General features: G+C 69.8%; 23 protein-coding genes and 2 pseudogenes. 19 read left to right on the top strand and 6 right to left on the bottom strand.

Going from position 1 to position 21,701, the window contains the following annotated elements:
- From MQH10_RS24555 to MQH10_RS24545, 3 genes are all read left to right on the top strand, one after another.
- On the top strand, positions 1-381 hold a 381-nt coding region (locus MQH10_RS24555), incomplete at its 5' end, for a hypothetical protein (protein WP_242566603.1).
- Between the two features lie 271 nt (positions 382-652).
- Entirely contained in the window at positions 653-1,411 is a 759-nt protein-coding gene (locus tag MQH10_RS24550; protein WP_242566602.1) for a sulfite exporter TauE/SafE family protein, read from the top strand.
- A gap of 91 nt (positions 1,412-1,502) precedes the next feature.
- On the top strand, positions 1,503-2,093 hold the full coding sequence (locus MQH10_RS24545; protein ID WP_242566601.1) for a GNAT family N-acetyltransferase: 591 nt from the start codon (positions 1,503-1,505) through the stop codon (positions 2,091-2,093).
- Positions 2,094-2,109: 16 nt separating this feature from the next.
- Here MQH10_RS24545 and MQH10_RS24540 read toward each other — a convergent pair whose 3' ends face one another.
- On the bottom strand, positions 2,110-2,988 hold the full coding sequence (locus MQH10_RS24540) for an SDR family NAD(P)-dependent oxidoreductase (RefSeq protein WP_242566600.1): 879 nt from the start codon (positions 2,986-2,988) through the stop codon (positions 2,110-2,112).
- Between the two features lie 162 nt (positions 2,989-3,150).
- Here MQH10_RS24540 and MQH10_RS24535 point away from each other — a divergent pair, with 162 nt between their 5' ends.
- From MQH10_RS24535 to MQH10_RS24520, 4 genes and pseudogenes are all read left to right on the top strand, one after another.
- On the top strand, positions 3,151-4,611 hold the full coding sequence (locus MQH10_RS24535) for an MFS transporter (protein WP_242566599.1): 1,461 nt from the start codon (positions 3,151-3,153) through the stop codon (positions 4,609-4,611).
- A 36-nt stretch (positions 4,612-4,647) separates the two neighbouring features.
- A pseudogene (locus tag MQH10_RS27175) lies at positions 4,648-5,990 on the top strand (anthranilate synthase component I family protein).
- Positions 5,987-6,154 (top strand): aminotransferase class IV, encoded by a 168-nt coding sequence (locus MQH10_RS24525; RefSeq protein ID WP_242566598.1) that lies wholly within the window; start codon positions 5,987-5,989, stop codon positions 6,152-6,154. Before MQH10_RS27175 ends, MQH10_RS24525 begins: the two are co-directional and overlap by 4 nt.
- Positions 6,154-6,744, top strand: coding sequence for an aminotransferase class IV (locus tag MQH10_RS24520; RefSeq protein WP_242566597.1), 591 nt, complete (start codon positions 6,154-6,156; stop codon positions 6,742-6,744). Before MQH10_RS24525 ends, MQH10_RS24520 begins: the two co-directional genes overlap by 1 nt.
- Here the strand turns inward: MQH10_RS24520 and MQH10_RS24515 are convergent.
- Genes MQH10_RS24515 through MQH10_RS24505 form a run of 3 tightly spaced genes read right to left on the bottom strand, consistent with a single transcriptional unit; the run spans position 6,741 to position 8,392 of the window.
- Complete coding sequence (locus tag MQH10_RS24515; RefSeq protein ID WP_242566596.1) at positions 6,741-7,277, bottom strand: TadE/TadG family type IV pilus assembly protein; 537 nt, start codon at positions 7,275-7,277, stop codon at positions 6,741-6,743. The genes MQH10_RS24520 and MQH10_RS24515 overlap by 4 nt on opposite strands.
- Entirely contained in the window at positions 7,274-7,855 is a 582-nt protein-coding gene (locus MQH10_RS24510; protein ID WP_242566595.1) for a TadE/TadG family type IV pilus assembly protein, read from the bottom strand. The genes MQH10_RS24515 and MQH10_RS24510 overlap by 4 nt, the downstream gene beginning before the upstream one ends.
- 57 nt (positions 7,856-7,912) lie before the next feature.
- Positions 7,913-8,392 (bottom strand): pilus assembly protein N-terminal domain-containing protein, encoded by a 480-nt coding sequence (locus MQH10_RS24505; protein WP_242566594.1) that lies wholly within the window; start codon positions 8,390-8,392, stop codon positions 7,913-7,915.
- 315 nt (positions 8,393-8,707) lie between these two features.
- Here MQH10_RS24505 and MQH10_RS24500 point away from each other — a divergent pair, with 315 nt between their 5' ends.
- The 10 genes from MQH10_RS24500 to MQH10_RS24455 all read left to right on the top strand — a co-directional run bounded on the left by MQH10_RS24500 (position 8,708) and on the right by MQH10_RS24455 (position 18,318).
- Positions 8,708-8,875, top strand: coding sequence for a Flp family type IVb pilin (locus tag MQH10_RS24500; protein ID WP_242566593.1), 168 nt, complete (start codon positions 8,708-8,710; stop codon positions 8,873-8,875).
- A gap of 273 nt (positions 8,876-9,148) precedes the next feature.
- Positions 9,149-9,316 carry a Flp family type IVb pilin gene (locus MQH10_RS24495; RefSeq protein WP_242566593.1) on the top strand — a complete coding sequence of 56 codons (168 nt, stop codon included), beginning with the start codon at positions 9,149-9,151 and terminating at the stop codon, positions 9,314-9,316.
- A gap of 129 nt (positions 9,317-9,445) precedes the next feature.
- Complete coding sequence (locus MQH10_RS24490; protein WP_242566592.1) at positions 9,446-9,967, top strand: A24 family peptidase; 522 nt, start codon at positions 9,446-9,448, stop codon at positions 9,965-9,967.
- Between the two features lie 143 nt (positions 9,968-10,110).
- On the top strand, positions 10,111-10,983 hold the full coding sequence (gene cpaB / locus MQH10_RS24485) for a Flp pilus assembly protein CpaB (RefSeq protein ID WP_242566591.1): 873 nt from the start codon (positions 10,111-10,113) through the stop codon (positions 10,981-10,983).
- Positions 10,980-12,563 carry a type II and III secretion system protein family protein gene (locus MQH10_RS24480; protein WP_336605222.1) on the top strand — a complete coding sequence of 528 codons (1,584 nt, stop codon included), beginning with the start codon at positions 10,980-10,982 and terminating at the stop codon, positions 12,561-12,563. The genes cpaB and MQH10_RS24480 overlap by 4 nt, the downstream gene beginning before the upstream one ends.
- Positions 12,560-13,270, top strand: coding sequence for a CpaD family pilus assembly protein (locus tag MQH10_RS24475; protein ID WP_242566590.1), 711 nt, complete (start codon positions 12,560-12,562; stop codon positions 13,268-13,270). Before MQH10_RS24480 ends, MQH10_RS24475 begins: the two co-directional genes overlap by 4 nt.
- A 15-nt stretch (positions 13,271-13,285) precedes the next feature.
- Positions 13,286-14,833: a CpaE/TadZ family protein gene (locus MQH10_RS24470; protein WP_242566589.1), complete on the top strand. Its 1,548-nt coding sequence runs from the start codon at positions 13,286-13,288 to the stop codon at positions 14,831-14,833.
- Complete coding sequence (locus MQH10_RS24465; protein WP_242566588.1) at positions 14,834-16,345, top strand: TadA family conjugal transfer-associated ATPase; 1,512 nt, start codon at positions 14,834-14,836, stop codon at positions 16,343-16,345.
- Positions 16,346-16,356: 11 nt separating this feature from the next.
- Positions 16,357-17,328, top strand: coding sequence for a type II secretion system F family protein (locus MQH10_RS24460; protein ID WP_242566605.1), 972 nt, complete (start codon positions 16,357-16,359; stop codon positions 17,326-17,328).
- Between the two features lie 12 nt (positions 17,329-17,340).
- Positions 17,341-18,318 carry a type II secretion system F family protein gene (locus MQH10_RS24455; protein ID WP_242566587.1) on the top strand — a complete coding sequence of 326 codons (978 nt, stop codon included), beginning with the start codon at positions 17,341-17,343 and terminating at the stop codon, positions 18,316-18,318.
- A gap of 30 nt (positions 18,319-18,348) precedes the next feature.
- Here the strand turns inward: MQH10_RS24455 and MQH10_RS24450 are convergent, their stop codons facing one another.
- Positions 18,349-19,173, bottom strand: a complete 825-nt coding sequence (locus tag MQH10_RS24450; protein ID WP_242566604.1) for a tetratricopeptide repeat protein — start codon at positions 19,171-19,173, stop codon at positions 18,349-18,351.
- Between the two features lie 84 nt (positions 19,174-19,257).
- On the opposite strand from MQH10_RS24450, the gene MQH10_RS24445 reads away from it, so the two are divergent.
- A complete protein-coding gene (locus MQH10_RS24445) occupies positions 19,258-20,637 on the top strand; it encodes a leucyl aminopeptidase family protein (RefSeq protein ID WP_242566586.1) in 1,380 nt (459 codons plus the stop codon).
- Positions 20,634-21,469, top strand: a pseudogene (locus MQH10_RS24440) (C40 family peptidase). The gene MQH10_RS24445 and the pseudogene MQH10_RS24440 overlap by 4 nt, the downstream one beginning before the upstream one ends.
- On the opposite strand, the gene MQH10_RS24435 reads toward MQH10_RS24440, so the two are convergent.
- The coding region (locus MQH10_RS24435) for a hypothetical protein (protein ID WP_242566585.1) at positions 21,444-21,701 on the bottom strand (258 nt) is incomplete at its 5' end. The pseudogene MQH10_RS24440 and the gene MQH10_RS24435 sit on opposite strands and share 26 nt — an antisense overlap.

Below are 21,701 nucleotides of genomic sequence, written 5' to 3'. Positions count from 1 at the left end.
TCGATGGGTCAAGCCGCGCCTGGCGCCGGGCCCGACCAGATCGCCGCCGTGGGCGCGGAGCTGTTCGACCTGCTCAGCCGCTGGGCGGCCCTGGTCCGGCTGCTGGAGCGCTGCGGCCGGGACCGCCCGGACGTGGCCGAACTGTTCGAGGCCGGGATGCGTGGACGCTACATGGCCGACCTCTGCGCCTGGGCCGAACGGTTCCAGCGCCCCGGCGCCGGGCTGGCGGACGCCGCTGTCCTCGCCCGCGGCGCCATGGAGGCGGTGAGCTGGCTGGCGCTCCGCCGGCCCCGCGACAGCAGCGGTCGCGACATCCCCGACGGCGAGGCCCGTCTGGCCGCCATCGAACTGTTCGCGGGCGCCTTCCTGCCCCGCATCTAGCGCCTGCGGCGCAACACCGGCTCGACGGCCCCGCTTGTTCGGGTGTATGCGCATCCTTGCTCTCCTGATTGAGAGGCCGGGTCGATCCGCCGATGCGTGATCCCGGGCCGGAGCCGCGCCGGGGTCGGCGCGCCGGAGCGAAGGCCTTCTTCCGGGAAGGTCGGCGGGCGAACCCGCCAGATCTGTTTCGCGCACGATGCGCAGCAGATCCGTGATCGGTCGGGGCCTGTGTCCCCGGCGCGGGGCGGATCGCAACCCGGAGGACGACCCCATGAGCACGCTCGCGGCTCTCTTCATCGCCATCTTGGCGTTCTTCACCGCCACATTGTCCGGCGTCTTCGGCATGGCCGGCGGGCTTGTCCTGATGGGCGGCCTGGCCCTGGTCCTGCCGGTGGGGGCGGCCTTTGTCACCCACGGCGTCCTGCAGCTGGTCGCCAACGGCTGGCGGGCGGTCCTGCACCGCCAGCATGTCAGCTGGCGGATCGTGGCGATCTATGCGGCGGGCTCCCTGATCGCCGGTGTCGCCGTCTCGCTGATCGCCATCACGCCCTCCAAGCCCTTCCTGTTCCTGTTCATGGGCCTCCTGCCCGCCCTGCTCTGGCTGCCGCAGAGCTGGATCAAACTGGACGCCGCCAAGCCAGCCCAGGCCCTGCTCTCGGGGCTGATGGTCACCGGCGTGAACCTGACGGCGGGCGTGGCCGGGCCGCTGCTCGACATCTTCTTCGTCCGCACGGCGCTTACCCGCCATGTCATCGTCGCCACCAAGGCGGCCACCCAGGTCTTCGCCCACCTGGCCAAGATCATCGTCTATGGCGGGCTGATGCTGCGGGCCAAGGACGGCTCGGCCCTGCCGCCCCTGTGGCTGTTCGCCGTGGCGATCCCGCTGTCGATGCTGGGCACGGTGGCCGGCGGGCGGATCCTCGATCGGATGAGCGACGTGAACTTCAAGCGCTGGACCCGGCTGATCGTCACCGGCATCGGCCTGACCTATCTGGTCCAGGCCGCCCAGTTGCTGCTGCGCCACGGCTGAAAGCGGTCTGGACGGATCGGGGCGATTGGACCTGTCGCCCCGGTCCGCGCAGTCCTAGGAGGGAGGGGTAGCGTCCTTCCGAGAGGCCCCCATGCGCCTGAGCGTCAAGACCCTGGAGAACCGGTTCGTCCGGCTGGAAGCCTTCACCGAGGCCCACAAGGAGGACCTGCGCGCCGCCTGTGACGCCGATCCGGACCTCTGGACCAACCTCTATCCCTATTCCATGGCCGGCGAGCATTTCGACCCGATGTGGAAGCGGATGGCCGCCGACGCCGCGGCCAACCGCTCGATCCATTTCGCGGTGATGGTGGCGGACCGCTGCATCGGCATCACCTGCTACTCGTCCTTCGACGAGGTGAACGCGGTCTGCGAGGTGGGCGGCACCTATTACCACCCGGATTTCCGCGGCGGTGCGGTCAACCCGGCGGCCAAGCGGCTGATCATGGGCGACGCCTTCGCCAGCGGCGCGCGGCGGGTGGCCTTCCGGGTCGACGCGCTGAACCTCCGCTCCCAGGCGGCGGTGTCAAAGCTGGGCGCCGTACGCGAGGGCGTGCTGCGCCAGGACCGCGTCACCTGGACGGGCCGCATCCGCGATACGGTGGTGTTCTCGGTGCTGAAGCCCGAGTGGCCGGACGTCCGTGATCGGCTGGACGCCCGGCTGAGCGCCTTTCCTCACCCGTGAAACGGGGGAGGATGATCTAGGCGCTGGCCGCGGTCTTCTCGGGCGCGGCGGGGAAGAACACCTCGGCGGCGTGTTCGGCGACCTCCTGGGCGGTGTAGGGTCGGCCCGGCTGGAAGCCGTCGGTCTGCATCATCTTGATCTCCCGCACGCCCCGGGAGGAGACCCCCAGCACCTTGCCGGTGTGGTCGGCGGCCAGGTCGGAGACCATGTAGAGCACCCCCGGCGCGATGTTCTCCGGCAGGCTCATGGGGTCGGGCTCGCGGCCCTGACGGCCGGGCAGGTCGGCGGTCATGCGGGTGAAGGCGCCCGGCGCCAGACCCATGACCCGGATGCCGTACTTGCGGCCCTCGATCGAGAGCACGCGCATGAAGCCATAGATGCCGGCCTTGGCGGCCCCGTAGTTCGACTGGCCGAAATTGCCGTAGAGCCCCGAGGTCGAGCTGGTCATGACGATGGTCCCGGGCTTGCCGTTGTCCTTCAGCCACTTCCAGACCGGCATGACGCAGCAATAGGTCCCCTTCAGGTGGACCTTCACCACCAGGTCCCAGTCGGCCTCGGTGGTGTTGGCGAAGGTCTTGTCGCGCAGGATGCCGGCGTTGCAGACCAGGATGTCCACCTGGCCGAAGGCGTCGAGCGCGGTCTTCAGGATGTTCTCGCCGCCGGCCATGGTGGAGACGTCGTCGCCATTGGCCACGGCCTTGCCGCCGGCCGCCACGATCTCGTCGACCACCTTCTGGGCCGCGGCGCTGGTGCCGGTTCCCGAGCCGTCGCGCGACCCGCCCAGGTCGTTGACCACGACGCTGGCGCCTTCCTTGGCGAAGAGCTTGGCGTAGGCCTCGCCCAGTCCGCCGCCGGCGCCGGTGATGATGGCGACCTTGCCGTTCAATAAGCCCATGACGTTCTCCCAAAATGTCTTTGTTCTTGAATGGGGCGATCTTCACGCTGCGGAAGGGCGCGCGCAAGTCGGCGGCGTTCGCACATTGGGACTCTACATCCCGCCGCGAGCCGCTACCCTTGCATCAGGCCGCCCCCGAGAGCGGCGAACAGGGAGCTTCGCGTGTCCGAAATCACCCCAGCCGTGGAAAGCCACGGCGCCGCCGCTGTCCTGGATCCGCCGATCGCCGGCGAGGTGGGCGGGGACGGACGCCTGACCCGCGGCGCGGTCGCCTGGTCGCTCTTCGAGGGCGCCCGCAATCCCTACATCATCCTGATCACCATCTATATTTTCGCGCCCTATGTGGCGGCGGTGATGGTGGGTGATCCGATCCGCGGCCAGGAGGTGATCTCGCGCTGGAGCCAGTACGGTGGCTGGGTGGTCATGGCCACGGCCCCGATCCTCGGCTCCTCGATCGACAAGCTCGGCCGGCGCAAGATCTGGCTGGCCCTCGCCGTGGCGGCGATGGTCCCCATGATGTTCGCCCTGTGGTTCGCCAAGCCGGACGGCTCGGGCCTGTCGGTGACCGCCACCATGCTGATCATCACCACGATCGGCGTCCTGTTCTCCTTCACCGAGGTCCTGCACAATTCGCTGCTGGTCCGGGCCGCGGGCCTGGGGGCGGCGCACAAGGCCTCGGGCCTGGCGCTCGCGCTCGGCAACGCGTTTGCGGTCGGCGCGCTCGGCTTCACCGCCTGGGCCTTCGCCCTGCCGGGCAAGGTGACCTGGGCCTGGGTGCCCGCCCACCCGTTGTTCGGCCTTGATCCCGCGACGCACGAGCCGCAGCGGGTCGTCGCCCTGCTGGCGGCCGGCATATTCGGCCTGGGCGCCCTGCCGCTGTTCTTCTTCACCCCCGACGCCCCGCCCACCGGGACCCCTGTGCTCAAGGCCTTCGGCGACGGCTTCAAGAGCCTGGTGCGGATGGTGATGACCGTCGGCCACTACAAGGACGCCGCCGTCTATCTGGCCAGCCGGATGTTCTATGTCGACGGCATGAACGCGGTGCTGATCTATGCGGGCGTCTATGCGACCGGGGTGATGAAATGGGGCCCGCTGGAGATGCTGTTCTTCGGCATCTTCCTCTCGGTCCTGGCCGTGCTGGGCGGCTTCGTCGGCCGCTGGATGGACGAGATCTGGGGGCCGAAGGGTTCCGTGCGGGTCTCGATCGGCATGTCGCTGCTCGGCATCGTCGCCTTCCTGGGCATGGCGCCCGACAAGATCCTCTACCTCTGGGCGTTCGACCCCAAGGTCCATGCGCCGCTTTGGAACGGGCCGTTCTTCACGACCTGGCCGGAGGTGATCTTCATCCTGATCGGCTTCTCCAACGCCATCTTCATCACCGCCCAGTACGCCTCCAGCCGCACCCTGCTGACCCGCCTGACCCCGCCCGAGCAGACCGGCGCCTTCTTCGGGGTCTACGCCTTGTCGGGCGTCGCCACTGGCTGGCTGGGCCCGATGATGGTCAATCTCGGCACCAAGCTGACCCACACCCAGCAGGGCGGCTTCGCCACCATCACCATCCTGCTCGCCATCGGCTTCATCGGCCTGATGTTCGTGCGCGGCGGAGGGCGCAGGCCGGCCTGACTTCCCAAGCCGCGCGGCGGGGGCTAAGCGCGAGCCATGCAGGTCGCCGCACAGCTCCGGACCGCCTGGCGCGAGCCGCTGGGGATCTTGTCGGCCTATGCCGACGAGCCCTGGACGCTGGCCCTGATGTCGGGGGGCGGGGGGCCGCGCGGGCGCTGGTCCTATCTGGCCCGCAGTCCCGAGGCGACCCTGCGGATCGCGCCGGATGATCCGCGCGATGCGTTCGCCGCCCTGGCCGATCTGCTGGGGCCGCGGGGCGAGACCCTGCCGGGCGGCCCGCCCTTCCAGGGCGGCGTGGCCGGGCTCTGCGCCTATGAGCTGGGCGATCGGGTGGAGGCGCTTGGCCTGGGCCGACACTCTGACTGGCCCGATCTGGCCGCGGCCCGCTATCGGTCGGTGCTCTGTTTCGATCACGAGAAACGCCAGGTGATCGCCGTCGGCCGCGGGGCAGACGAGATCGAGGCCGAGGACGCGGCCTACGAGGCGATGACCTGGCTGCAGGCGCCGCCGCGACCCACTCGGCGCGGACCGCTCAGCGCCGGACTGGTCGCCTCTGACCCGGTCGCCTATGAGACCGCCGTCGCCAATGTGGTGGGCCGCATCGGGGCGGGCGAGATCTTCCAGGCCAATATCGCCCGGACCTGGACCGGCCGGCTGGGGGAGGGGATCGCGCCCTTCGACGTCCTGGCCCGGCTGGCGCGTGCGAGCGCCGCGCCCTTCGCCGCCTATCTGAGGCTGGACCGGCTGGCCCTGGTCTCCAACTCCCCCGAACGATTCCTGCAGGTTTCGGCCGACGGCTGGGTCGAGACCCGGCCGATCAAGGGCACGCGGCCGCGGGCGATACGCCGGCTCGGGACGCGGCGCTGATCCGCGAGCTGTCGGAGAGCGTGAAGGACCGGGCCGAGAACCTGATGATCGTCGACCTGATGCGCAACGATCTCGCCCGCGTCGCCCAGGCCGGCAGCGTCGAGGCGCCGGAGCTCTGGTCGGTGGAGACCTTCGCCAATGTGCATCATCTGGTCTCGGCGGTGCGTGGGCGCCTGGCGCCGGGGCGCTCGGCGATCGATCTGCTGCGCGCCGCCTTTCCCCCCGGCTCGATCACCGGCGCGCCCAAGGTCCAGGCCATGAAGATCATCGCCGGGCTGGAGTCGCCGCGCGGGCCCTATTGCGGCTCGCTGTTCTGGGCGGGGGCGGACGGGGCCATGGATTCCAGCGTGCTGATCCGCACGCTCGCCTGCGCGCGCCGTGACGGAGGCTGGGATGTCGAGGCCCGGGCCGGGGCCGGGATCGTCGCCGACAGCGACCCGGTCGCCGAGCGGCGAGAGACCGAGGCCAAGATCGCGGCGCTGGTCGCCGCCCTGACGGGAGACGGCGCATGATCCCCCTGGATGATCGGGGCCTGCTGCTCGGCGACGGCCTGTTCGAGACCGTCCTGGCGGTGAACGGCGACCTCGTCAGGCTTGAGGCGCATCTGGACCGCATGGCCGCCGGCTGCGCGGTGCTGGGTCTGCCGGCGCCGGACCGGGGCGAGGCCGAAGCCTGATGCGTGGGGCCCTGGCGACCGTGCAGGCGCCCCGCGCGGCGGTGCGGCTCACCCTGACGGCCGGGTCCGGCGGTCGCGGTCTGGATCGCCCGGCCCTGCCCGCGCCCCGCCTGTTCGCCACGGCCTCGCCCTCGGTCGCGCCGGACCGTCCCGCGCGCCTCGTCCTGGCGCGGGTGCGCCGCAATGACGGATCCCCGGCCTCCCGGATCAAGAGCCTGTCCTATCTGGACAATGTGCTGGCCCGGGCCGAGGCCCAGGCGGCGGGCGCCGACGAGGCGGTCATGCTGAACACCCGCGGCGAGCTCGCCTGCGCCGCGGCGGCCAATCTCTTCTGGGTCAGCGAGGGGCGGCTCTGGACGCCGGCCCTGGACTGCGGGGCGCTGGCGGGGATCGCCCGCGGGGCCCTGATGGCCGCGGCCCAGGCCGCCGGGGTCGAGGTGGCGGTCGCGCGGTCCGGGCCCGAGGCGCTGGAGCGGGCCGAGGCGGTGTTCCTGACCAACAGTTTGATCGGTCTGAGGCCCGTCGCCGCCTTCGGGGCGCGCGGGTTCGATCCCCACCCCCTGGCCGAGCGTCTGGCGGCCGGGATCTAGGCCGTCGACCAGGTGACCTCGGTCACTTTGCGGGGCTTCAGATAGTATTTCTGGGTGAAGGTGATCGGGGTCGGCAGGGTCTTGGCCAGGGGCGAGGTGTAGCTGTAGCTCACCTCGGACAGGATCGCCGTCTCCCCCGCCGCCAGCAGGCCCGTCGGCACGCCGGAGACGGCGCCGCTGCGCACGCTGTAGCCCGTGCCCGACACCTTGCTCCAGACCACCTGCGGGTTGCCGCTGGAATCCGCCTTGATGCTGGTGATCCGCATGCTGAGCGTCGTGGTGGGGAAGGGGGCGATGATCGCCTTCCCCACGTTGAAGACGTCGGTCATCTCGGAGGAGGTGACCTGGGTGTCCTGGGCGATCAGATCGCCGACCGTCGAGGCGACGTGGCTGGCGCGGCGATCGCAGATCATGCCGATCGTCGTCTCCGACAGGCCGTAATAGAGCAGGATCATCATCGGGGCGACGAAGGCGAACTCAACGGCGGCTGAGCCGCGGTCGTCCTTCAGGCCGCGGCGGAACAGGCGGCTCATGTGCACTTGGCTCCCGTCGGCGCGGTCGTTGACCAGGGCTCGTTGCGGAAGCTCGCCGCGGCGCTGATCAGCCGCTTGCCGGTGCCGCTGCCCATATTGACCAGGGCGGCGTTCAGCAGGGGGGTGAAGATGTTCCACTGGTAGTAGGTGCGCACCAGGACGATGTCGCCGGGCTGGCCCGAGGACCAGCAGGTGTTGTTGGCGTTGAAGGTCGTCGGGTCGGTCTGGCCGGTGGTCGACAGGGTGGTGAAGCTGGCCAGGGTCTGGACGTCCACCGTGAGCGCGCTGGAACAGCCGCTCGAGAGCCAGCTCATATTGCCGCAGACCAGCGTCCTGAAGTCGTTCTTGGTGTTGGCCGCGCTGGTCTGGAACTCGCCCGTGCGGATCTTGCGGGCCGCGGCGTCGGTGGCGTTCTGCAGGGTGATCGAGACCATGAACACCAGGCCGAGCTCGATGATCCCGAACATCAGCATCAGGAACGGCGTGGCGATGATCGCGAACTCGATCGCTGTCGCGCCGCGCTGGGCGCGGGCGAACCGCCTCAGGCGGTCGATCAGGCGAAGACGGACGCGGGCCATGAGCTCCTCGGAACCTCTCAGGAGGGCGAGGATAGCGGGGTCTGGCTAATCGGAGGTTTAAGGGTGCTTCGCGGCGGAGGCGGCGCGGTCCGCATAGCCGATATAGGGCTTCTCGACCCGGCTGTAGTCGGTGTCGTTCTCGCCCGGCATCGGCGTCCGCTCGCAGCGCGCGGCGGCGCAGGCGTAGTTCACGACCCCCGGCGGCGAGGCGGCCGTTCCGCCCCGGAACATCGTCACGCGGTCGGTCTGGGGCGCGGCGACCACCACCTGGCGATCCATCAGCACCCGGCCCCGGACGTCGGTCACCAACAGGTTGGTCACGCCATAGGCGCGGCCGAGCAGGACGGCGTTGTGGCTGTCGAGGAGGTTGACGTCGGCGATGGCCGGATTGCCGACCATCACGGTCTGGGCGCCGGCGGGCAGGCTGAGGCGGGCGCTCTGGTCGATCAGCACCGAAAGGGTCTCGGCCTGAGCGGTCCGCGCCAGGCCCGCGGCGGCGATCGCGGCGATCGCGAGGGGAATGAGACGGCGGCGCATGGTCGGAATCCGGAGCGGAGGCTGGAGCCCACGCTCGGCCGGAATGGTCAATAAAGCCTGAACTTTCGGCGACTCACGCGCGCGCGAGAATCATTATGTCGGAACGGCGTTTTTGGCCCGATTCCGCCGGATTCCGGCGGCGTGGTTAACATCCATTCACAGTAAACGAAAGTAAACCATAGAAAAAAGATATCGAATACTTCGTTGTTTACTCGCAATTAAGCGCGGCGCGTCAAAGTGTCCCTGCGAATTCGAGGCGAGCAGGCAGATGGCTTGATCCCTCAGCCCAATGCTCGCCAACCAAAGGAGACCACCATGTCCAAGTTTGTCACCCGCTTCCTGAACGACGAATCCGGCGCGACCGCCATTGAATACGGCCTGATCGCGGCCCTGATCGCCGTCGTGCTGGTCACCGCCATGACCACCCTGCAAGGCAAGATCGCCGGCACCTTCACGAAGATCGGCACCGCGATGCCGCAATAAGCGGCGCGCAGCTCGAAAGATCGCGGGGGCCGCGGTGCGAAAGCGCCGCGGCCCTTTCGCTGTCCGGGTCCTGGCGGCCGGAACCGCGCGCTTCCCAGGGAATGGTGAATCGATATTAGTAATGAATCAAAATAAACTATAGAAAATTGGTCGAATACTTTTCTATTTACTCGACATTAAGCGCCGCACGCCAAAGTGTCCCTGCGAATTCGAGGCGAGCAGGCAGATGGCTTGATCCCTCAGCCCAATGCTCGCCAACCAAAGGAGATCACCATGTCCAAGTTTGTCACCCGCTTCCTGAACGACGAATCCGGCGCCACCGCCATTGAATATGGCCTGATCGCGGCCCTGATCGCCGTCGTGCTGGTCACCGCCATGACCACCCTGCAGGGCAAGATCGCCGGCACCTTCACGAAGATCGGCACCGCGATGCCGCAATAAGCGGCGCGCAGCTCGAATAGATCGCGGGGGCCGCGGTGCGAAAGCGCCGCGGCCCTTTCGCTTTTCAACTGTCCGTTCACCTGGGGGCGGCATGATCTCCGCGGTTCCAGACTCTCACCGGTTCGCCTGATGCTCCCGCTCTTCCAGACCCTGCTGCTCTCGACCTTCCCGGCGCTGGTGATCGTGGCCGGCATGCGCGACGTGACGAGCTACACCATCCCCAACTGGATCTCGCTGGCCCTGATCGCCGCCTTCGTGCCGGCCGCCCTGGCCGGCGGTCTCGCCCTCCCGGCCATCGGCCTTCAGCTCGCCTTCGGCGTCATCGCCCTGGTCGCCGGCATGGCGATGTTCGCCCTGGGCTGGATCGGCGGCGGCGACGCCAAGCTGTTCGCCGCCGTCGGCCTCTGGCTCGGCTGGCCGGCCTCGCTCACCTATCTCGCGGTCACCGGCGTCACCGGCGGCGCCCTCGCCGTCGCCCTGCTCAGCCTGCGTTCGCTCTGGATGCGACCCTATGTCCAGGGCGGCCCGCAATGGTTCGGCCGGCTGGCGACGCCCGGAGAGAATGTCCCCTATGGCTTTGCGATCGCCGCGGGCGCGCTCGCGGCCTTTCCCGGATCGCCGCTCGGCCTGGCGCTCCAGGGTCTCGCCTGACCAAAGCCTTTAGCCCGCGTTAACCATGCGGGCGTCAAAAGACCCAAGGCCGGCAAAAGGTCGGCCAGCGAGTCGCGCGCGTCTGTGAAAATGCAGGACCGCCGCCTGTCGCCCGCATCCGCGGGTCATTTGAGTCTTAGGTCATGGGCGCCGTCCGTATCGCCATCATCGCCGCCGCCGCCCTGGCCGCCATCCTCCTGGCGTTCCTGGTCCGTGGCATGGTCGCGCCCAAGAAGCCGCCGCCGGTCGCGGCCGCCGTGGCCGCCGCGCCGCCGCCGCGCCCCATGGCCCAGGTGCTGGTCGCCAAGCACGACCTGCCCGTCGGCGCCCGCATTAGCCCCGTCGACCTGACCTGGCAGCCCTGGCCGGTCGACGCGCTCAATCCGAATTTCGTCACCGACGGCGCCGCGCCCGCGCCGATCCCCGACCCGCCCAGCGCCAAGCAGGTCGCGCAGGAGACCGCCCGCGCCGCCAAGGACGCGGTCATGGCGTCCGGGCCGATGCAGGCCTTCGACGGCGCCATCGTCAAGGAAGCCATGATGCAGGGCGAGCCGGTGATCGCCCGAAAGGTCATCCGCGGCGGACAGAGCGGCTACATGGCCGTGGTGCTGCTGCCCGGCATGCGCGCCATGTCGATCCCGATCACCGCCGAGACCGCCGCCGGCGGCTTCATCCTGCCGGGCGACCGGGTCGACGTCCTGCAGTCGCGGGCCCAGCCCGACGGCAAGTCGTTCGGCACCGAGACCCTGATGCGCAATCTGCGGGTGCTGGCGATCGACCAGAAGACCGAACCCGGCAAGGACGCCAAGGCCATCGTCGGCGCCCTGGCGGTGCTGGAGGTTCCGGCCTCGGACGTCGAGGTCCTGGCCCGCGGCAAGGCCCAGGGCGAGATGCAGCTGGTGCTGCGATCCTATGCCGACCTGGGCGGCTCCGCCTCCCGGGGCGGTCAGACCCGCGCCAGCATCGGCATGCGGGTGATCCGCGCCGGACAGGCGACCGAGGTGGCGATCCCATGATGCTGCGCAGACTGGCCCTCATTCTCAGCCTGGCCTGGATCGCCCTGGCCCCCGCCTCGGCCCTGGCCCAGGCCGGCCTCAGCGGCGGCCCGCCCTCGGCCGGCGCGCCTATCCGCGTCGACGTCTCCGCCCCCGGCGGCGCGTCCCAGAACCTGTCCATTCCCCAGGGCAAGTCGGCGATCGTGGAGCTGCCGGTGGATGTCCGCGACATCCTGGTCTCCAATCCCGCCGTGGCCGACGCCATGCTGCGATCGCCCCGGCGGATCTTCATCCTGGGCGTCAAGGCCGGCTCGACCGATGCGGTGTTCTTCGACGCCGCCGGACGCCGCGTCCTGTCCCTGGCCATCCGGGTCGACCAGGACACCAGCGCCGTGGCCCAGACCATCAACCGTGTCCTGCCGGGCGCCTCGGTGCGGGTGGACGCGATCAATTCCAGCCTGATCCTCTCGGGCCAGGTGGCCAATATCAGCGACGCCGATAAGGCCGTTCAGATCGCCAAGGCCTCGGTCGACCGGCCGGACACCCAGGTGCTCAACATGCTGGGCGTCGCCGGCAAGGACCAGGTGATGCTCAAGGTCCGGGTGGTTGAGATCCAGCGGAACTCCATCAAGCAGCTCGGCTTCAATCTCAGCGCCGTGCTCGGCCAGGTGGGCGAGGCCCAGTACCTGCTGTCCAACGCCGCCAGCTTCGGGGTCAACGGCTCGCTGCTGGGCGGCCTGTCCGGCGGCTACACCCAGGACACGACCAAGCAGCCCACGCTCCAGATGCCCTGCACGGGGTCCGGCTGGCCGACCGGCTCCCTGTGCTCGGTGGTGACGCGCGACAGCACGGCGGCCTCGAATTACAACACCGCCACCGTCACCAACACGGCGGGCAGCGCCGGGGTGAACAGCGCCGAGGCGACCATAAAGGCCTTCGAGCGTGTCGGCCTGGCCCGCACCCTGGCCGAGCCCAACCTCACCGCCGTGTCCGGCGAGTCGGCCAAGTTCCTGGCCGGCGGCGAATATCCCATCCCCGTGTCGCAGGACGACAAGGGCCACATCACGGTGGAGTACAAGCCCTTCGGCGTGGGCCTGGGCTTCACGCCGATCGTGCTGTCGGGCGGCCGGATCTCGCTGAAGATCTCGACCGAGGTGTCCGAACTCAGCACCTCCGGCTCCTTCTCGATCGCCTCCAGCTCGACCTCGTCCAGCCTGACCATTCCGGCCCTGAACGTGCGCCGCGCCGAGACCAGCGTCGAAATGCCCTCGGGCGGCTCGATGATGATCGCCGGCCTATTGAAGGAAGAGACCAAGCAGGCCTTCGACAGCCTGCCGGGCGTCACCACCCTGCCGGTCCTGGGCGCCCTGTTCCGGTCGCGGGACTATCTCAGCGGCGAGACCGAACTGGTGATCATCGTCACCCCCTATATCGTCCAGCCGGTCAGCCCGGACCGGCTCCAGACTCCGGCCGACGGCATGAAGATCGCCAACGACGCCCAGACCATTCTGCTCGGCCAGCTCACCAAGGCCTACAAGGCCAAGCCGCAGCCGCCCACCGGCCGCGCCTATCAGGGGCCCATCGGCTACGTGATCGAATGACCGCCGCCGTCCGTCCTTCGCATATGCTCGCCCTGACCCTGCTGCTCGCGGGGCTTTCGGCCTGCGCCTCGGCGCCCTCGGAAGAGGCGTCGGGCCCCCTGGGCCGGGTCGCCGATCCGCGTCTGCCGACCGAGCACTACCAGGCCCAGGCGGTGGAGAGCCCGCAGGAGATCCGCCTGGCCGTCCACGCCCAGGGTCTGTCGGCCAACCAGGCCAATGCGCTGGCGCGTTTCGTCCAGACCTGGAGCGACGGGGAGGGCGGGGTGATCACGCTCAGCGCCCCCACGGGCGGGCCTGACGGCGCCGCGGCCTTCCGCACCGGCGAGGGCGCGCGCACCTTCCTCATCGCCCAGGGCGTGCCCGCCGACCGCATCCAGGTGACGGGCTATGATCCAGCCGGCCAGCCGGAGGCGCCGCTCAGGATCGGCTACACCCGCTACGAGGCCGTCATCCCGGCCTGCGGCCGCGAATGGCAGAACCTCGCCTCGACCAAGACCAACGACGTCTCGAGCAATTTCGGCTGCGCGATCACCGCCAATATGGCCGCCCAGATCGCCAATCCCGGCGACCTCCTGCGGCCGCGAGACATGACCCCGGCCGACGCCGCCCGCCGGGCGACGGTGCTGGAGAAGTACCGCAAGGGCCAGGTCGTCTCCTCGGAGAAGGACGCCCAGGCCCAGGGCGTGGTCTCGGATGCGATCAAGTGACGGGGACCGATTGATATGAAGCCCCAGACGGGTCTCGACCCCTTCGACATGCAGTTCGACGCCGACGACGAGTTCGCGCCGCAGCCGGACGAGGCCTGGCGCGCCGCGCCGGCCCTGTCGCCGCGCGCCTCGTCCGACCCCTTCGCCGACTTTCCCCCGGCCCACGATCTCGACATCCGCGAGCCGACCTCGCGGGAGCCGCGCCGCGAGGCGCCGCATCCCGTCGCTGACCCGCGTCAGGAGCTGCGCGACTTCGACGGCGGCGATCCCCTCGCCGACGACCTGCATCAGCCGGCCCCGCCGCCGCGCTACGAGCCGATCAACAATCCGGTGCATGATCTGATCGCCGACGCCGAAGCCGCGTTCGGCGAGACGACCCTGCCCAGGATCACCATCCACGTCTTCTGCACCACGCCGGAGACCGCCGACCTCGCGGAGCGGGCCGCCGCGGACCGGCGGATGGAGCGCGCCGTCGTGGTCGTGCGCATGGGCGGCCTCGCCCAGGCCTGCGAAATCTATCAGAACCAGCCGACCCCCTCGCTGGTGATGGTCGAGAGCGGCGATCCCGCGCCTCAGCTGATCGCCCAGCTCGACCGCCTGGCCGAGGTCTGCGATCCTGGCACCAAGGTGGTGGTGGTCGGCGCCGCCAATGACATCGCCCTCTATCGCGAGCTGATGCGCCGCGGCGTCTCCGAGTACATGGTGCCGCCGCTCAGCCCGCTGCAGATGGTCCGCACGGTCACCAGCCTCTATGCTGACCCTTCGGCCCCCTTCGTCGGCCGCCAGATCGCCTTCTGCGGCGCCAAGGGCGGGGCCGGCGCCTCGACCATCGCCCACAATGTCGCCCACTCGATCACCGAGCGCCTGCAGACCGGCGCCGTGCTGGTCGACCTCGACCTGGCCTTCGGAACGGCGGGGCTCGACTTCAATCAGGACCCCCTGCAGGGCGTCGCCGACGCCTTGAACCAGCCCGACCGCCTGGACCAGGTGCTGATGGACCGGATGATGGCTCGCTGCACCGAGCGGCTCAGCCTGTTCGCCGCGCCGGCGACTCTGGACCAGGACTATGACATCAGCGCCGAGGCCTATGAGGAGGTCACCCAGAAGATCCGCTCGGCGGCGCCCTTCGTGGTCCTCGACCTGCCCCACGTCTGGAACGCCTGGACCCGCAAGATCCTGCTGTCGTCAGACGACCTGGTGATCGTGGCCACGCCGGACCTGGCCTCTCTGCGCAACGCCAAGAACATGGTCGACCTGGTCCGCCGCGCCCGGCCCAATGACGCGCCGCCGCGCCTGGTGCTGAACCAGGTGGGCGTGCCCGGCCGCCCGGAGATTCCGGTGAAGGATTTCGGCGAGGCGCTCGGCCTGACGCCCTCGCTCAGCCTGCCGTGGGACCCCAAGCTGTTCGGCCAGGCGGCCAATAACGGCCAGATGCTGTCGGAGGTCGGGCCCAAGGCCCGCGCCACCGAGGGGCTGGACTATCTGGCCCAGCAGATCGCCCGGCGCGAGCCGCCGCCCACCCAGAAGGCGTCCCTGTTCTCCGGCCTGTTCAAGCGCAAATAGATGTTCGGCAAGCGTCCCACTGACGGTCCTCAGCCGCCCCGTCCCGCGGCCCCGCCGCCGGCGGCGGCCGACGGCGTGGCCATCGCCACCCGGCCGCAGCGGATCGAACCGGGCCAGGCCTCGCAAGCCGTCGGCAAGCCGTCCCAGCCCACCGCCGGGCCCAAGGCGACCTCGGGCTTCGAGCAGCTGCGCGCGGCCCAGGGGGCGGCCTCGGCCTCGTCCCAGGTGGTGCGCGAGCAGACCGACTACTACCACGCCACCAAGACCACGATCTTCAACGCCCTGATCAACACCATCGACCTGGCCCAGCTGGCCCAGCTCGACACCAAGCAAGCGGCGGAGGAGATCCGCGACATCGTCGCCGAGCTGGTGGCGATCAAGAACGTCTCCATGTCGGTGGCCGAGCAGGACATGCTCGTCCAGGACATCATCAACGACGTGCTGGGCTATGGGCCTCTGGAGCCGCTGCTGGCCCGGGACGACATCGCCGACGTGATGGTCAATGGCGCGGGCCGGGTGTTCATCGAAGTCGGCGGCAAGGTCCAGCTGACCAATGTGCGGTTCCGCGACAACACCCAGCTGATGAATATCTGCCAGCGGATCGTCAGCCAGGTGGGCCGCCGGGTCGATGAGAGCTCGCCGATCTGCGACGCCCGCCTGCCCGACGGCAGCCGGGTCAATGTCATCGCCCCGCCCTTGGCTCTGGATGGTCCGACCCTGACCATCCGGAAGTTCAAGAAGGACAAGCTGACCATGAAGAACCTGGTGGAGTTCGGCTCCATCAGTCCCGAGGGCGCCCGCGTCCTGGGGGTCATCGGCGCCTGCCGCTGCAACGTGATCATCTCGGGCGGCACCGGCTCGGGCAAGACGACCCTGCTCAACACGCTCACCGCCTTCATCGACCCGACCGAGCGGGTGATCACCTGCGAGGACGCCGCCGAACTGCAGCTGCAGCAGCCGCACGTGGTGCGCCTGGAGACCCGGCCGCCCAACCTCGAGGGCCAGGGCCAGATCACCATGCGCGACCTGGTCAAGAACTGCCTGCGGATGCGTCCGGAACGGATCATCGTCGGCGAAGTCCGCGGCCCGGAGGCCTTCGACCTCCTGCAGGCGATGAACACCGGCCACGACGGCTCGATGGGCACCCTGCACGCCAACAGCCCGCGCGAGGCGGTCAGCCGGGTCGAATCCATGATCACCATGGGCGGCTACGGTCTGCCGTCGCGGACCATCCGTGAGATGATCGTCGGCTCCGTCGATGTCATCGTCCAGGCCGCCCGCCTGCGCGACGGCTCGCGCCGCATCACCCACATCACCGAGGTGGTGGGCCTGGAGGGCGATGTGATCATCACCCAGGACCTGTTCCTCTACGAGATCACCGGCGAGGACGCCGACGGCAATGTGGTGGGCCGTCACCGCTCCACCGGCATCGCCCGGCCCCGGTTCTGGGACCGGGCCCGCTATTACGGCCTGGAGCGCGAGCTGGCCGAAGCCCTGGACGCGTCGGAATAACCATGGCCACGATCGTCACCCTGCTGGCCGCCCTGCTTGGGTTCCTGGTGGTGCTCAGCGTCGGTCTGGCGCTGGCCGGCGGCGGCTCGTCCCAGGCCCGCACGCTCAAGCGCGCCCAGTCCATCGCCGGAATCGAGACCCGCGACAGCCGCCGCAAGCCGGCGATCAGCGCCCAGGACCAGCGCCGCCGCCAGGTGCTGAAATCCCTGCGCGACCACGACCGGCAGCAGAAGAAGGCCACCCTCACCGTCGCCGCCAAGATGCAACAGGCGGGGTTGAGCGACAATGTGAAGGGCTTCTGGATCATCAGCGGGATCGTCGGCGCCAGCGTCTTCGTGGTGATGATCCTGTTGCGCCAGCAGCCCCTGATCGCCCTTGGCCTGGGCTTCGGCGCGGGCTTCGGCCTGCCGCGCTGGATTCTGGGGATCATGGCCGGGCGTCGGACCAAGGCCTTCACCGCGGCCTTTCCCGACGCCATGGACATCGTGGTCCGCGGCATCAAGTCCGGCCTGCCGGTGCATGACAGCCTGCGGGTGATCGGCCAGGAGACCGCCGAGCCCCTGGCCGGCGAATTCCGCCGCCTGACCGAGAGCGTCGGCATGGGGGCCGACATCGATTCCGCCCTCGAGAAGATGTACGAGCGCATGCCCACGCCGGAGGTCCGGTTCTTCGCCATCGTCCTGGCCATCCAGCAGAAGACCGGCGGCAATCTGGCCGAGGCCCTGGGCAATCTCTCGACCGTCATTCGGTCGCGCAAGCTGCTGGCCGAGAAGGTCAAGGCGCTGTCCGGCGAAGCCGTCGCCTCGGCCTGGATCATCGGCTCCCTGCCGCCGGCGGTGGTGCTGCTGATCGGCAGCATCGCGCCCGCCTATATGGGCCCGATGTTCACCGACAATCGCGGTCACGTGATGCTGATGGCCGGTGGCTTCTGGATGTCGCTGGGCATCTTCACGATGCGCAAGATGATCAATTTCAAGATCTAGGGCGACCGCGACATGCTTTCCGTCCTGACCAATCCCGACAACATCCTGGCCGTCTTCGTGGCGGTGATCTGCTTCGCCACCATCATGACCATCGTCACCCCGATGATGAGCCGCTCCACCCTGGAGACCCGGCTGAAGTCGGTGTCGACCCGGCGCGAAGAGCTGCGGCGCAAGTCGCGCGAGGCTCTGGCGGGCAAGGCGGCGGCCAGTTCAAGCCTTCGCCAGAAGGACGCGGGCCTCTACAAGAAGGTCGTCGACCGGCTGCAGCTGTCGCGCCTGCTGGAAGACCCCAAGGTGGTGGAGAAGCTCGCCCAGGCCGGCTTCCGGGGACCGCGTCCCGTGACCACCTTCTACTTCTTTCGCTTCGTCCTGCCCTTCGTCTTCGCCGCGATCACCGGCCTCTATCTGTTCCTGATCAACAGCTTCGGGCTGCCGGCCATGACCCGGGTGGCCTTCACCGTGGGCGGCCTGACGCTCGGCTACTATGCGCCCAACGTCTACATCACCAACGTTTCCCAGAAGCGCCGGGAGTCCATCGTCGCGGCCTTTCCCGATGCGCTCGACCTGCTGCTGATCTGCGTGGAATCGGGGATGTCGATCGAGGCGGCGATCCAGAAGGTCAGCCAGGAGATCGGCGGCACCTCGATCGAGCTGGCCGAGGAGCTGACCCTGCTCACGGCCGAGCTGTCCTATCTGCCCGAACGCCGCCAGGCCTATGAGGGCCTCGCGCGGCGGACCAATCACCCGGGCATCCGCTCGGTGATGACCGCCATGATCCAGGCCGAGCGTTACGGCACGCCGCTCGGCTCGGCCCTGCGGGTGATGGCCAAGGAAAACCGCGAGATGCGCCTGGCCGGCGCCGAGAAGACCGCGGCCCAGCTGCCGGCCAAGCTGACCGTGCCGATGATCCTGTTCTTCCTGCCGGTGCTGTTCATCGTCATCCTCGGACCGGCGGTGATCAAGGTCCAGGACATGATGGGCCACCACTAGGCCCTTGGCGCAGAGCGCCGTTAGCTCGGCCTATTGGGCGGTGCGCACCGAATCCCAGGAGCGCTGCGCGGCCTGCGGACCGGCGGCGGCGTTGCGCAGCCAGGTCATGTTGCTGGCCACCACGTCGGGCGGCAGGTCCTGGCGGGCGATCTTCTCGGCTTCGTCGAAGCGGCCCTGCAGGCCCAGGATCAGGGCCAGGTTCTGGCGCACGGCCATGGTCGCGCCGGGCTTGGAGGCGGCGGCGCGCAACAGGGTCTCGGCCTGGGCCGCATCGCCGTGGGCGGCGTAGTAGAGCGCCAGGTTGGCGAGCGGGGTCGGGTTCTCCGGGGCGAGCGCTATGGCCTGGCGGTGGGCGTCCAGCGCCTCGTCGGGGCGACCGGCCTGGTCATAGGCGATGGCCATCAGGGCGGTGGGCCGCCAGTCGGTGGGCGCCTTGGCCTGGGCCTGGCGGGCGGGCTCGATGGCGTAGAAGCCCTGGCCCTTGCCGATCTGGGCGCGGGCTTCCTCCAGCAGAGCCTCCTCGGCGTCCGGCTTGGCCAGCAGCACGCGCTGCGCGGCGTTCAGCGCCTCGTCATAGCGGCCCATGGCGCGCAGGGCCTGGGACAGGCCCACACCGGCCTCGGCGTCCATGGGATCGAGATCGGCCTCCCGCGCCCAGAAGGCGGCGCGGGCGAGGGGGTCGAGCCGCTGCGCCATGGCGCGCTCCTCGGCGGAAGCCTTGCGCGGGGCGGCGGGCTGGGCGGCGGGCGCCGCAGCCTGGGCGGGGGCGGGCTTCGCCTCCGGCGCGCGGGCCAGGGCGGGGCTCGCCAGGCTGAGGACGAGGGCGGTTGCGGCGAGGGCCGACATGCGACACATGAACGTCACGGGCTCCGAGGACGCCGCCATCCTCGCCCGGGCGCTTAAAGGAAGCGTTAAGCATAAATTGGAGGGCCCGCGCCCATGACCGAAGTGATCCTCGCTCAAGCCGAGGGACCGGTGGTCCCCGTCCACGCCCTGCGCGAGGGCGAGCTCGCGGCCTTCCTCGCGGCGGGCCCCTCCTTCGCCAAGGGCTTCGCCGACGCCTCGGAATTCAAGGCCAAGACCGGCCAGACCCTGGTGGTCCCGGGCCCCGACGGCGGCTTCGCCTTCGTGCTGTTCGGCCTGGGGGCCAGCCCCGATCCCATGGCCTTCCGGACCCTGGCCGGAAAGCTGCCGGCCGGCGACTACGCCCTGGCCGAGACGCCCGCGGGCCTGACCCCCGACCAGATCGCGCTGGCCTTCGCGCTCGGTAGCTATCGGTTCGACCGGTACAAGACCCACGGCGCCAAGCGGCCCCGCCTGGTGGTCGAAGGCGCCGATATCGCCGAAGCCCTGAACATCGCCCATGCCTGCGCACTCGCCCGCGACATGGTCAACACCCCGGCCAATGATCTCGGCCCCCTGCAGATCGAGACCATCGCCCGCGAGATCGCCGAGCAGCACGGCGCCCAGATCACGGTGATCACCGGCGAGGGCCTGTTGGAGGCCAACTATCCCGCCGTCCATGCGGTCGGCCGCGCGGCGGTCGAGGCGCGCGCGCCCCGGATGATCGAGATCGCCTGGGGCGAGGCCGACAAGCCGCTGGTGGCGATCGTCGGCAAGGGCGTGGTGTTCGACACCGGCGGCCTGGACATCAAGCCGTCCTCGGGCATGCGCAACATGAAGAAGGATATGGGCGGCGCTGCCCATGCGCTGGCGCTCGGCCGGATGATCATGGCGGCCAAGCTGCCGGTGCGCCTGGCGATCCTGACCCCCGTGGTCGAGAACGCCATCGCGGGCGACGCCATGCGGCCGGGCGACGTGCTGGACAGCCGCCAGGGCCTGACCATCGAGGTGGGCAACACCGACGCGGAGGGCCGCCTGATCCTGGCCGACGCGCTCACCCGCGCCGCAGAGCTGGAGCCGGCCCTGACCCTCGACCTCGCGACCCTGACCGGGGCCGCCCGCGTGGCGTTGGGGCCCCAGCTGCCGCCGTTCTTCACCGATGACGAGGATCTCGCCAAGGCGATCGAGGCGGCCATGGTCGAGGCCGCCGACCCCTTGTGGCGGCTGCCGCTCTGGAAGGGCTATGTGGACTCGCTCGATTCCGACGTCGCCGACATCAAGAACGATCCGGACGGCTGGGCCCAGGCGGGCGCCATGACCGCGGCCCTGTTCCTCCAGCGCTTCGCGCCCAAGGGCCCCTGGGCTCATTTCGACATCTTCGCCTGGAACCCGCGCAACCGGCCGGGCTACGCCTCCGGCGGCGAGGCCCAGGCGATCCGGGCGCTCTACCGGATGATCCGGACGCGCTTCTCGTGACCCCTGATCCGCGCCTGACGCTCGCCCGCCCGGACCTGGCGAGCCGCGCCCTCGAAGGGATCGTCGCGGCGGCGGCCTATGCGGATCCGACGCCCATGGCGGTGGTCGTCCCCGGCGCGGGCCTCTATGCCCGGCCGGACCTGGCGGCCGAGCGCCAGGACCACCTGCTGTTCGGCGAGGTGTTCGACGTGCTGGAGGTCGCTGGCGGCTTCGCCTGGGGCCAGGCCCGGCGCGACGGCTATGTCGGCTATGTGGAGGCGGCCGCCCTGGCCGCCCCGCCGCCGGCCCCCACCCACCGGGTGGCGGCGATCCGCACCTACGCCTTCGCCGAGCCGAGCATCAAGACCCGCGCCGCCGGCCCCTATTCGATCAACGCTCTGGTCGCCGTCGAGGCGCGCGAGGGGCGGTTCGCCAAGGCGGTCGGCGCCGGCTGGTTCGTGGAGGCCCATCTGTCGCCCATCGGCCGGTTCGAGGCCGATCCTGCGGCGGTGGCGGAACGCTTCCTGGGCGCGCCCTATCTCTGGGGCGGGCGCGAGAGCCTGGGCCTGGACTGCTCGGGCCTGGTCCAGCAGGCGATGCTCGCGTGCGGGAGGGCCTGCCCGCGGGACACCGATCTGCAGCAGGGCCTGGGGCGCGAGGTCCAGTCATCGGAGCTGCGCCGCGGGGACCTGGTGTTCTGGAAGGCCACGTGGCCATGATGCTCGACCCCGAGCGGATCATCCACGCCAACGCCCATCACATGGCCGTGGCGATCGAACCGCTCGCCGAGGCCGTGGCGCGGATCGCCGCCGGGCCGACCGGCGCGCCTACGGGATACCGCCGGCCCATCTGACGCCGGGGCGGCCCAAAACGCAGAACGCCGGCCGCGGGGTCCGCGACCGGCGTTCCAATGTCTCGACTTGCGAGCGCTTAGGCGGCGGGCTTGGCCGCCGGAGCCGCAGCAGGCGCCGCCGCAGCCGCCGGCGCTGGGTGCTGATCGAGACCCCCGACTGGATCGCCAGGTCGATCAGGGCGGCGCCGAGCGCCTTGCGCGGAATGTTGAAGCTATAGGTCGCCTCGGCCGC

The sequence above is a fragment of the Phenylobacterium aquaticum genome (assembly GCF_022695515.1).
Taxonomy (GTDB): Bacteria; Pseudomonadota; Alphaproteobacteria; order Caulobacterales; family Caulobacteraceae; genus Phenylobacterium; species Phenylobacterium aquaticum.
This window is presented reverse-complemented; position numbering and strand designations above follow the sequence as displayed.

Bases quoted from the DNA above. Each gene is read 5' to 3' on its own strand.
- MQH10_RS24550 (WP_242566602.1), top strand. From the start codon at position 653: ATGAGCACGCTCGCGGCTCTCTTCATCGCCATCTTGGCGTTCTTCACC.
- MQH10_RS24505 (WP_242566594.1), bottom strand. From the start codon at position 8,392: ATGCGCCGCCGTCTCATTCCCCTCGCGATCGCCGCGATCGCCGCCGCG.
- MQH10_RS24500 (WP_242566593.1), top strand. From the start codon at position 8,708: ATGTCCAAGTTTGTCACCCGCTTCCTGAACGACGAATCCGGCGCGACC.
- MQH10_RS24540 (WP_242566600.1), bottom strand. From the start codon at position 2,988: ATGGGCTTATTGAACGGCAAGGTCGCCATCATCACCGGCGCCGGCGGC.
- cpaB (WP_242566591.1), top strand. From the start codon at position 10,111: ATGGGCGCCGTCCGTATCGCCATCATCGCCGCCGCCGCCCTGGCCGCC.
- MQH10_RS24480 (WP_336605222.1), top strand. From the start codon at position 10,980: ATGATGCTGCGCAGACTGGCCCTCATTCTCAGCCTGGCCTGGATCGCC.
- MQH10_RS24470 (WP_242566589.1), top strand. From the start codon at position 13,286: ATGAAGCCCCAGACGGGTCTCGACCCCTTCGACATGCAGTTCGACGCC.
- MQH10_RS24450 (WP_242566604.1), bottom strand. From the start codon at position 19,173: ATGTGTCGCATGTCGGCCCTCGCCGCAACCGCCCTCGTCCTCAGCCTG.
- MQH10_RS24475 (WP_242566590.1), top strand. From the start codon at position 12,560: ATGACCGCCGCCGTCCGTCCTTCGCATATGCTCGCCCTGACCCTGCTG.
- MQH10_RS24455 (WP_242566587.1), top strand. From the start codon at position 17,341: ATGCTTTCCGTCCTGACCAATCCCGACAACATCCTGGCCGTCTTCGTG.
- MQH10_RS24465 (WP_242566588.1), top strand. From the start codon at position 14,834: ATGTTCGGCAAGCGTCCCACTGACGGTCCTCAGCCGCCCCGTCCCGCG.
- MQH10_RS24515 (WP_242566596.1), bottom strand. From the start codon at position 7,277: ATGAGCCGCCTGTTCCGCCGCGGCCTGAAGGACGACCGCGGCTCAGCC.
- MQH10_RS24490 (WP_242566592.1), top strand. From the start codon at position 9,446: ATGCTCCCGCTCTTCCAGACCCTGCTGCTCTCGACCTTCCCGGCGCTG.
- MQH10_RS24445 (WP_242566586.1), top strand. From the start codon at position 19,258: ATGACCGAAGTGATCCTCGCTCAAGCCGAGGGACCGGTGGTCCCCGTC.
- MQH10_RS24520 (WP_242566597.1), top strand. From the start codon at position 6,154: ATGCGTGGGGCCCTGGCGACCGTGCAGGCGCCCCGCGCGGCGGTGCGG.
- MQH10_RS24495 (WP_242566593.1), top strand. From the start codon at position 9,149: ATGTCCAAGTTTGTCACCCGCTTCCTGAACGACGAATCCGGCGCCACC.
- MQH10_RS24525 (WP_242566598.1), top strand. From the start codon at position 5,987: ATGATCCCCCTGGATGATCGGGGCCTGCTGCTCGGCGACGGCCTGTTC.
- MQH10_RS24510 (WP_242566595.1), bottom strand. From the start codon at position 7,855: ATGGCCCGCGTCCGTCTTCGCCTGATCGACCGCCTGAGGCGGTTCGCC.
- MQH10_RS24545 (WP_242566601.1), top strand. From the start codon at position 1,503: ATGCGCCTGAGCGTCAAGACCCTGGAGAACCGGTTCGTCCGGCTGGAA.